Source organism: Streptomyces lancefieldiae, from assembly GCF_031845825.1.
Classification (GTDB): domain Bacteria; phylum Actinomycetota; class Actinomycetes; order Streptomycetales; family Streptomycetaceae; genus Streptomyces; species Streptomyces lancefieldiae.
Map to the genome: position 1 here is coordinate 1 of NZ_JAVRFH010000113.1, position 8,612 is coordinate 8,612.

8 protein-coding genes, 1 tRNA gene and 1 pseudogene are annotated in these 8,612 nt (G+C 67.6%); 8 read left to right on the forward strand and 2 right to left on the reverse strand.

The features are described 5' to 3' along the window. Positions 1-22: 22 nt before the first annotated feature. Positions 23-487: a GatB/YqeY domain-containing protein gene (locus tag RM812_RS39880; RefSeq protein ID WP_311585541.1), complete on the reverse strand. Its 465-nt coding sequence runs from the start codon at positions 485-487 to the stop codon at positions 23-25. Between the two features lie 144 nt (positions 488-631). On the opposite strand from RM812_RS39880, the gene RM812_RS39885 reads away from it, so the two are divergent. The 7 genes from RM812_RS39885 to RM812_RS39915 all read left to right on the forward strand — a co-directional run bounded on the left by RM812_RS39885 (position 632) and on the right by RM812_RS39915 (position 7,489). Beyond that, positions 632-1,561, forward strand: a complete 930-nt coding sequence (locus tag RM812_RS39885; protein ID WP_311585543.1) for a metallophosphoesterase — start codon at positions 632-634, stop codon at positions 1,559-1,561. A 109-nt stretch (positions 1,562-1,670) separates the two neighbouring features. Further along, the gene (locus RM812_RS39890) at positions 1,671-2,426 is read left to right on the forward strand and encodes a Pr6Pr family membrane protein (RefSeq protein WP_311585545.1); all 756 of its coding nucleotides are present in this window, start codon (positions 1,671-1,673) and stop codon (positions 2,424-2,426) included. Between the two features lie 67 nt (positions 2,427-2,493). After that, a tRNA-Pro gene (locus tag RM812_RS39895) sits at positions 2,494-2,567 on the forward strand. A 272-nt stretch (positions 2,568-2,839) separates the two neighbouring features. After that, the gene (locus RM812_RS39900; RefSeq protein WP_311585547.1) at positions 2,840-3,628 is read left to right on the forward strand and encodes a DUF1883 domain-containing protein; all 789 of its coding nucleotides are present in this window, start codon (positions 2,840-2,842) and stop codon (positions 3,626-3,628) included. A 175-nt stretch (positions 3,629-3,803) separates the two neighbouring features. Continuing rightward, a complete protein-coding gene (locus RM812_RS39905) occupies positions 3,804-4,004 on the forward strand; it encodes a hypothetical protein (protein ID WP_311585548.1) in 201 nt (66 codons plus the stop codon). Positions 4,005-4,367: 363 nt separating this feature from the next. Further along, positions 4,368-4,958, forward strand: a complete 591-nt coding sequence (locus RM812_RS39910) for a hypothetical protein (protein WP_311585550.1) — start codon at positions 4,368-4,370, stop codon at positions 4,956-4,958. Further along, complete coding sequence (locus RM812_RS39915; RefSeq protein ID WP_311585552.1) at positions 4,955-7,489, forward strand: tetratricopeptide repeat protein; 2,535 nt, start codon at positions 4,955-4,957, stop codon at positions 7,487-7,489. The genes RM812_RS39910 and RM812_RS39915 overlap by 4 nt, the downstream gene beginning before the upstream one ends. 5 nt (positions 7,490-7,494) lie before the next feature. On the opposite strand, the gene RM812_RS39920 is transcribed toward RM812_RS39915, so the two are convergent. Continuing rightward, positions 7,495-8,040: an NUDIX hydrolase gene (locus tag RM812_RS39920; RefSeq protein ID WP_311585554.1), complete on the reverse strand. Its 546-nt coding sequence runs from the start codon at positions 8,038-8,040 to the stop codon at positions 7,495-7,497. Positions 8,041-8,130: 90 nt separating this feature from the next. Here RM812_RS39920 and RM812_RS43230 point away from each other — a divergent pair. After that, positions 8,131-8,454 (forward strand): annotated as a pseudogene (locus RM812_RS43230) (transposase); the annotation flags it as partial. Positions 8,455-8,612: the final 158 nt, after the last annotated feature.

Here is an 8,612-nt window from a genome sequence, read left to right on the forward strand (position 1 = left end):
GGGCGGGCGGGCGGGCGGCGCGTCAGCCCGCGAGCAGCTTCTTGACCGCGGCGGCGACCCGGCCGCCCTCGGCCTGCCCGGCCACCTTCGGGTTCACGATCTTCATGACGGCACCCATGGCCCGCGGCCCCTCGGCACCGGCCGCCCGCGCCTCCTCGACGGCCTGGGCGACGATCGCGTTCAGCTCGTCGTCGGACAGCTGCTTGGGCAGGTAGGCGGCGAGCACCTCGCCCTCCGCCTTCTCCCGCTCGGACTGCTCGGGGCGACCACCCTGGGCGAACGCGTCGGCGGCCTCGCGGCGCTTCTTCGCCTCGCGGGTGATCACCTTCTGCACCTCGTCGTCGGAGAGCTCACGCTTCTCCTTCCCCGCGACCTCCTCCTTGGTGATCGCGGCGAGTGTCAGCCGGAGCGTCGAGGAGCGGAGCTCGTCGCGCTCCTTGATCGCGGCGTTGAGGTCGTCGTGCAGCTTCGACTTGAGCGTGGTCATGACGCTGATTGTCGCAGGTGCGGAAGGCAGGGCGCCTGCTGATTTCCCTGCTGATTTTCCTCCTGCTTTTCCTCGGACATCGGCGGGCACCCGGTCCGGCGGCTCCCGGTCGGCGTCCGCCACCGCTTCTGACACGATGGACGCATGCGTGCGCGATACGGAGTGCCCCTGGGAATCACGGCGGTTGGCGCCGCCGGTCTGGTCTACGCGGCGGGGTTCGAGGCCCGCTCGTTCCGCCTGCGACGGGTGACGATCCCCGTCCTGCCCTCCGGCATGCGCCCCCTGCGCGTACTCCAGGTCTCCGACATCCACATGGTCGGCGGCCAGCGCAAGAAGCAGCGCTGGCTGCGCTCACTGGCCGGCCTGCGCCCCGACTTCGTGATCAACACGGGGGACAACCTGTCCGACCCGGACGGCGTCCCGGAGGTCCTGGACGCCCTGGGCCCCCTGATGGAGTTCCCGGGCGCCTACGTCTTCGGCTCCAACGACTACTACGGCCCCAAGCCCCGCAACCCCGCCCGGTACCTGCTCGAGAAGGTCCAGGGCCGCCACGGCCTGAACGGCAACCCGCCCGTCGTGGGGGCCGTCCACAACCCGTGGGAGGGCCTGCGCGACGGCTTCGACGCCGCGGGCTGGCAGAACCTCACGAACACGCGCGGCACGCTCAAGGTCGAGGGCGTGTCCGTCGAGCTGACGGGACTGGACGACCCGCACATCAAGCGGGACCGGTACGCGGAGGTGGCGGGCGGCCCGTCGGGCACGGCGGACTTCTCGATGGGCGTGGTCCACGCGCCGTACCTGCGCGTCCTCGACTCCTACACGGCCGACGACTACCCCCTGATCCTCGCCGGCCACACGCACGGCGGCCAGGTGTGCATCCCCTTCTACGGCGCCCTGGTCACCAACTGCGACCTGGACACGGACCGCGTGAAGGGCCTGTCCACCCACACGGCCGAGGGCCGTACGGCCTACCTCCACGTGTCGGCGGGCTGCGGTACGAGCAGGTACACGCCGGTACGTTTCGCCTGCCCGCCGGAGGCGACGCTGCTGACGCTGGTGGGACGGGAGCAGTAGCGGAGCCGACCCGCCGGCCGTGTGGGCGGGCCGTGTCACCTGGTGGGCCGTGTCACCCACACGGCCCACCCGCATAGCCCGGTATGTCCGGTCTGTCTAGCGTGAGGCCATGACAGCCCCGATACCCCGGGACCTCCCGGACCTCCCCGCGGTCCCGAGCCGGCCCCGCCTGCTGCCCTCCCCCGTCCCGGCGACGGCCGTCGTCCCTCCCGCACGCCGCCCCCTGGCCGCCGCCTTCCGCCTCCTCACGGCACTGCTGGCACTGACGGGCGTGACGATCCAACTGCTCCTGGGCGACCCGGCCGCCAGGCCCCTGAGCCACTTCACGGTCCAGAGCGGCGTCCTGCTGGCGCTGGTCCTGCTCGCCTCGGCCCGACGCGCCTGGTCCGCCGGGCGCCCCCTGACGGGCGCCCTGACGGGCGCGGCACTGCTCTACGCCGCCGTCGCCGGCCTCGTCCACCACCTGCTCCTGGCCAACACGGCGAGCCCGTTCGCCGCCCCGGACGGCACCGGCACGGGCACGGGCTGGCACGCGGTCGCGAGCCACATCCTGCACACGGCGGTCCCCCTCGCCGCGACCCTGGACTGGCTCCTCCTCACCACCCCCGGCCGCCTCCACCTGCGCCAGGCCACGGCGTGGCTCCTGTATCCCCTGGCCTACCTGGCCTACTCCCTGGCCCGCGGCGAGCTCCTCCTCCCCGGCTCCGAGGACCGCTACCTCTATCCCTTCCTGGACGTCGACGAGCACGGCTACAAGGGCGTCCTCGGCAACGCCCTCCTCGTCGGCCTCGCCGTCTACGCCCTGGCCGTCCTCGTCGTGGCCCTGGACCACATCCGCCCGAACCCGCTCCGCCGCCGCTGGTAAACCGGATTTCGTCTCCGGCCACCGGTGGGCTAAAGTAAACGACGTCGCCGCGACGAGCAGCGACAATCGGGGTGTGGCGCAGCTTGGTAGCGCGCTTCGTTCGGGACGAAGAGGTCGTGGGTTCAAATCCCGCCACCCCGACAGTGGAACACCAGGTCAGGCCCGGTGCTGAGAGATCAGCACCGGGCCTGATTTGCTTTGGCGTCCCGTTTGGGGAGCCGTTCGGGAGCCGACGTGGGGATCCGGCTCCCGGACGGCTCCCACGAGCGCTGTCACGAAGGACTCGTGCCCGACGGGGGTCGAGCGTCCAGTCGGCGGGGGCTCCCACCCTGCTTCAGACAGCATCACCCTCCGGTTGTCAGTGGCGGTCCTTACCCTGAGACGTGCTCGGTCGCACGTCCCCAGGAGCACCCGTGGACCACCTTCACAAAGATCTCGGCAACCTCAAGAGAGGTTCCACAGTCATCGTCACCTTGCGCAACCAAGCCAACGTCCAGGTGATGACGCGCAGCGAATACAACAAGTACAAGTCAGGGAGGACGTATCGATACCTCGGCGGTCGTGTCACTCGCTCTCCTCACCGGATCACCATCCCCAGCAACGGACACTGGGTCGTAGCCATCGACCTGGGCGGCTATTCCGGTCGTATCGCCGCCTCTGTCCAGGTCCAGCCACCTCCGCGGGGTTTCCTACCCCCGGCTCAGCAAGCACAGGGCAGCCCGGCCCGCTCCGTCGCAGTCCATGAGCCGGAGGAACCTGCCGGGGACGTGCTCGGGGGCCAGACGTGGGACGTCTTCATCTCCCACGCGTCCGAGGACAAAGGCGCTGTTGCCCGCCCCCTTCGGGACGCACTTACCAAGCTGGGTGTGACTGTCTGGCTCGACGAAGCCCAAATGCGGATCGGCCACAGCCTCCGCCGCAAGATCGATGAAGGGATCAGGGCAAGCCGATTCGGCATCGTCGTGCTCTCGGAACCGTTCTTCGCCAAAGGCTGGACCAACCACGAACTCGACGGACTCGTCACCCGCAACGTGGCTGGCGAGCAGTCGCTCCTGCCGATCTGGCACAACCTGAGTGTTGATGATGTCCGGCGCTACAGTCCCTCCCTCGCAGACAAGATGGCGATGAGCACCAGCGACTACTCCATCGAGGAGATCGCACAGCAGATCGCTGACGTGGTGCAAGAGGAAGGCGTCGCTTAACCCCAGCGCGCCGGCTCCCAGCGAGTGGTGCTGACTCCTCAAGGACATCGGCACACGAGTGTGCCGGAGGGATCACTCCGCAGAGCTTGTGTCGGGGCCCTCTCTGTGAGCCTTGGGCGAGACGTCCATCTTCGGCGGGTTAGCCCGAGAGGGCACGACAGGAGAACCACCTTTCATGACCAGCGCCGAGTCCGGCGGATCCGACCCGGTCACGTCGGACAGCCCCGAGCTCGCCTTCACGGCCCGCGCGCTCAAGGACCGGGGCCTGATCACGATGTCCAGGAAGAACGGGGGGTGGCAGGCGGAGATCACCGACGTGGGACGCTTCTACCTGGAACACGAGTCATCCCGGCCGCCCCGAGCCAGCCCCAGCTAAACCTCGTTCGGCGGCGCCTGGAGCGAGGGTGTCAGTGGTCCCTCGCCCTCAGCAGGACGCCGCTCCTTCGCCCGAGACGAAGCCGGCCTGCGTGCCGTGAAAGTCCCACGCCCGTCACCAGCGAAATCGTCGGCACCCGCGCGGTGCAGTCTCCTCCGTGTCCAGGGGTGCCATAGCTCGATCCGCGCCCACTGCGCGTCACTCACCGGCATACCCAGACGAACGATCTGAGGCTCTAAAGAAACTTGCTAGCCGCCGCCATCCTGTTGCTTTCCTCTCTCTCTGAACTCCGGCCTCCCAGTGCTTCCATGATTGACCTACCATCTGACGGATCGACACGTGCAGGGGGCGCAGGGGGGATGCATGCGACCAAAGCGGCTGAACGTCAAGATCACCGTTCCGTTCCTGGGGGAGATCGGCGGTGAGTGGGAGCCCGACGACGCCGAGCAGAGGGCTGCCTGGGAGCTCTACGTGGAGCTGGTGACGCGGGTTTCCGTCGCTCCGCTGCGTGAGGACGAAGGTTCGGCGCGTGAGGCGTTGACCTCCATGTACGTCCTCTTCGCGACGGTCCGCGACATCCTCAAACGGTATGGCCCCGACGTCGCGCCGCCCGGGGCGCGTAACGAGGTGTCGTTCGGAATCCTCGCCGTCACCGTGCTCAACATGGCGGTGCGGCCCGTCCTCAGCAAGTGGCATCCGCGGCTCACGGCTTGGGAGAGCTCCGCGCCGGCCAGCCGTTCCGCCATCGAGCATGAGAACACCTGGCAGGAGATCGGTGCTCTCCGAGCCGATCTCGACTCGCTGCGTCTGGTTCTCCTGGAACTGGCCCAGGTGCTGGGTAACGTAGCAGGGGCCGCAGATCTGATCGGGACCTCGGACATCGCCCCCGCCCAGGCTCCGCAAGCGTCCGTCTCGTCCCAGCCGCCCGCCCCGAGAGGACCGGCCGTTCCGTGATCAAGGCGTTCTTCTCCTACTCGACCCAGGACGCCGCCTTCGTACGAGAAGTAGCGTCCGAGGTCGGCCGGGCCTTTGCCACGATCGACTACCGCTCGTTCCACGCCGGTGGCGATATCCTCGACTCCATCGACGAAGCCCTCAAGGAGTCAGCGGCTTTCGTCTTCTTCCTCAGCAAGGCTGCCCTGGCCTCCCCCTGGGTGGGACACGAGATCCGTGAGGCACGCTTCCAGGCAGCGATGGGGCGGATCAAGAACGTCCTGGTGGTCCGTCTGGACCGGGACATCGCGCCTGGGGATCTGCCGGAGTGGTTGAACCGCACCAAGCACATCACGACGATCGCGGCGAAGCCTGCCGCACGCAGGATCAGAACCCTCATCGACGATCTGGTGCGCCAGGGCCAGAGCCCCCGCTTCGTCGGCCGGGCCGCCGAGATCGCGGCACTTCAGGACGTGTACTCCGCGCCGGAACCGGGAGCAGAGAGCCAGGTCGCCTGCGTGACAGGGCTTCCCCGCATAGGCCGACGCGCCACGTTGACCAAGATGGTCCGCGAGTCGCTGGACCTGGAGACCCTCCTGGTCATCGACGTGGAACCCGGCGACACCGTGCAGGCCCTCGCCGCGAAGCTCTCCGCGCTAGTCGATCCTTCGGAGACCTCCGAAGGGTCTCTGCAGATGACCAGAGAGATCACCGCGCTCAACGACGCGCAGGCCCTTGCGCATGCGCTGGCCAAGTTCCAGGAGATCTGCCAGTACCACCAGATGCCCGTGCTCCATGACGCGGGTGGGCTCCTGGACAACGACGGCGACATCGCGCCGTACATCCTCGACCTGATCGAGTCGCTGAGCCAGTACCCGGACATCGTCACCGCGTTGCTCACGAACAGGCGGCCCTCGCCGGATCACTTCATCGCGCGAGGAATGCGTCAGCTCGGCGTGGTCCATCTCCGGCCCCTGGAAGATGCGGACATCAGCCGTCTCGTCGGACTCACGGCGAAGGCCCGTCAGATCACCTTGGCACCCGCGACCGTCAGGGAGATCACCGCAGCGGTCCGCGGCTATCCGCCCTCGGTCACGTTCGCGCTCGAACTGATCACGGCCTACGGTCCCGACCTCGGGATCCGCGGCCGGATGCTCTCGGATTTCAGCGCGTCGCCGCTCACCAGCTATCTCAAACAGAACAAGTTCAGCAACCTGGAGCAGAAGATCCTCCGCGTCATGGCTGCGAACAGCCCACTGCCGCTGTCTGTCCTGCAGGAGGCGACCAGTACCTCGGACGACGATATCGAGAAGGCCCTAGTCCATCTCATCGACGTCTCTCTGATTGTCCCGACCCCCGGCGGCTGGTACGAGGTGTCCGGGCCCGCCGTGGACGCGATCCGCCGTGAGTTTGGCGCCTGCACCAAGGCCGAGTACCGGGCGGTCGCAAGCAGGCTCGATGAGTTCCTGGCCCGGTCTGAGGACGGAACCGACTACTTGGCCCTGCAACGCACCCTGTTCCGCGCCATGGACAAGGCCGGGCAACAGTCCACTCCCCGGGCGTATGCCCTGCTTACCGACCGAGTAAAGCTGGCCGAGCAGTACTACCACGAGCAGGAGTACCATCGCGCCGTCGACATGGCGACCGACGCGCTCGATGCCGATCCCGGCATCCACCAGGCTAGGACGACGCTCATTCGCGCCCATGTGAAGCTCGGCGAGTTCACGGAGGCGGGTGACCACATCGCAGAGCTCAAGAAACGTGGTCAGGTGCGCGACGCGTTCTTCCTCACAGGATTTCTGGAGAGGCACAGGGGCGAGTACCGAGAGGCTCTGCGGCACTATCAGAAGGCGCTCGACAGCGGGCGCGGTGGCATGGCGATCCACCGCGAGATGGCCGACTGCTGTCTTCGTCTGGGTGATCTGCCCCGCGCCAACGAGCACATTTCCCGAGCGGAGGAGAAGCAACCCGATAACCGTTATGTCGTGGACCTGAAGATACAGATCGCCTGCAAGTTGAGTGACCGGGACACGGCACTCTCGCTACTCGTGCGTCTGGCGGCCATCGATCGCCCGGAGATGGTCAGCCACCGCACGTCACGCGTAGAGTATCTCTTCGGTAACACCGAGACAGCCTACGAATTCGCCCAGAAGGCAGTGGAGAAGTCCGACAACGTCCGTTTTGAGGTGCTAGCCAACTACGTGCTCTGTGCGCTGCGCACCTCCCACGTCGATGAGGCAAGCACGGCCTTGGACCAACTCGACCGCAAGTTCGGCAGGCAGCGCCGTGACATTCGAACCGGCCTCAGGGCCCGGCTGAGCATTGCCGAACAGGACTACCAGACCGCGTACGCATACACGGAGCAGTTCGTCAGCCCCGAGCGTCCCGTCCACCTCCTGATCCGACGGGACGCCCTGCGAGGAATTCTCGACCGGAACGCGCTCGCCCCGCAGCGGCGTGCCGATCTCAAGGCGGAGCTGAAGCGCTGCGAGGACCGGCTCGCCGGCCGCGAGGAGGACTTCGACCTGGACGCGCTGGGCAACCTGGGCTGACGGGTTTATAGACTCCGTTCCAGGGCCAGCATCATCACCAGGACCGCGCTGGCGGCACACCGCAAGCGCCCGTCCCGGACCGCAAACACCGCCTCGTCCAGGGAAATATGCCGGATCACCAGGTCCGCCTCTGCGGGTTCCGGTGCGGCACAGAACGGCGTGGGGTCGATCGTGCTCCACAGGTGGACGCGGGCGGGCGTGAGCCCGGGCAGGGCGTGGAGCGAGCCTCTGTCGCGCCACCGTCCGTCGCGGTAGCCGGTCTCCTCGGCCAGTTCCCGCTGGGCCGCTGTGCGACTGCCGCGGTCCACCGGATCCACGGACCCGCCCGGCAGCTGCCACATCGGTCCGGCGAGGTAGTGGTACTGCTCGACGACGAGAAGCGCCCCGTCGACCAACGCGGCCACCCGCACCTGGTCCGGCACCTGCACCCAGTCGTAGGTGCCTCGCTCTCCGTGCGGAAGCGTGACCTCGTCCCGGTAGGCGGTGAGGCCAGGTGTCGCGCACAGCGACACCCGGCCGTGGCAGATCCACGGTCCTTGTCGTTCGGTCATGACGCAAGTCCTACCGGAGATCCACCAGTTCGGCGTCAGCGTGCAGCGATGGTACGTGCCGCGGCGCCCGGGCGGGTTCTCCGACGCCGCGGACGGTCCCGCACCAGGCCGGACGTGGTCCTGGCCGACAAGGCGTACTCCTCCCGAGCCATCCGCGACCACCTGGGCAAACGCTACATCCGCGCGGTGATCCCCGTACATGCGGACCAACGCGGCCACAGGCTGCGGCGTGGCAGCCAGGGCGGCAGACCCTAAGCCTTCGGCCGTGAGGCATACAAACAGCGCAACATCACCGAACGGTGCATCAACCGACTGAAGCAGTGGCGCGGAATCGCCGCCCGCTACGAGAAGACAGCCACGATCTACCTGGCCGGACTCCACGTCGCGGGCATCTTCTTCTGGTCCGCCCGCTGATCCAAACGAAAGCCCCTAGCGGACTTGTGCGGCTAAGAAGCTGTTGTCTTTCCGGACGTGATCGACGCGTTTCCGCTGGTCGGGGATAGGGGTGGTGGTTCCGTGGGAGTGGTGGCCTGTCGGGTCGTCGTTCCCGGGGAGGTCACGGATGCCGTCGG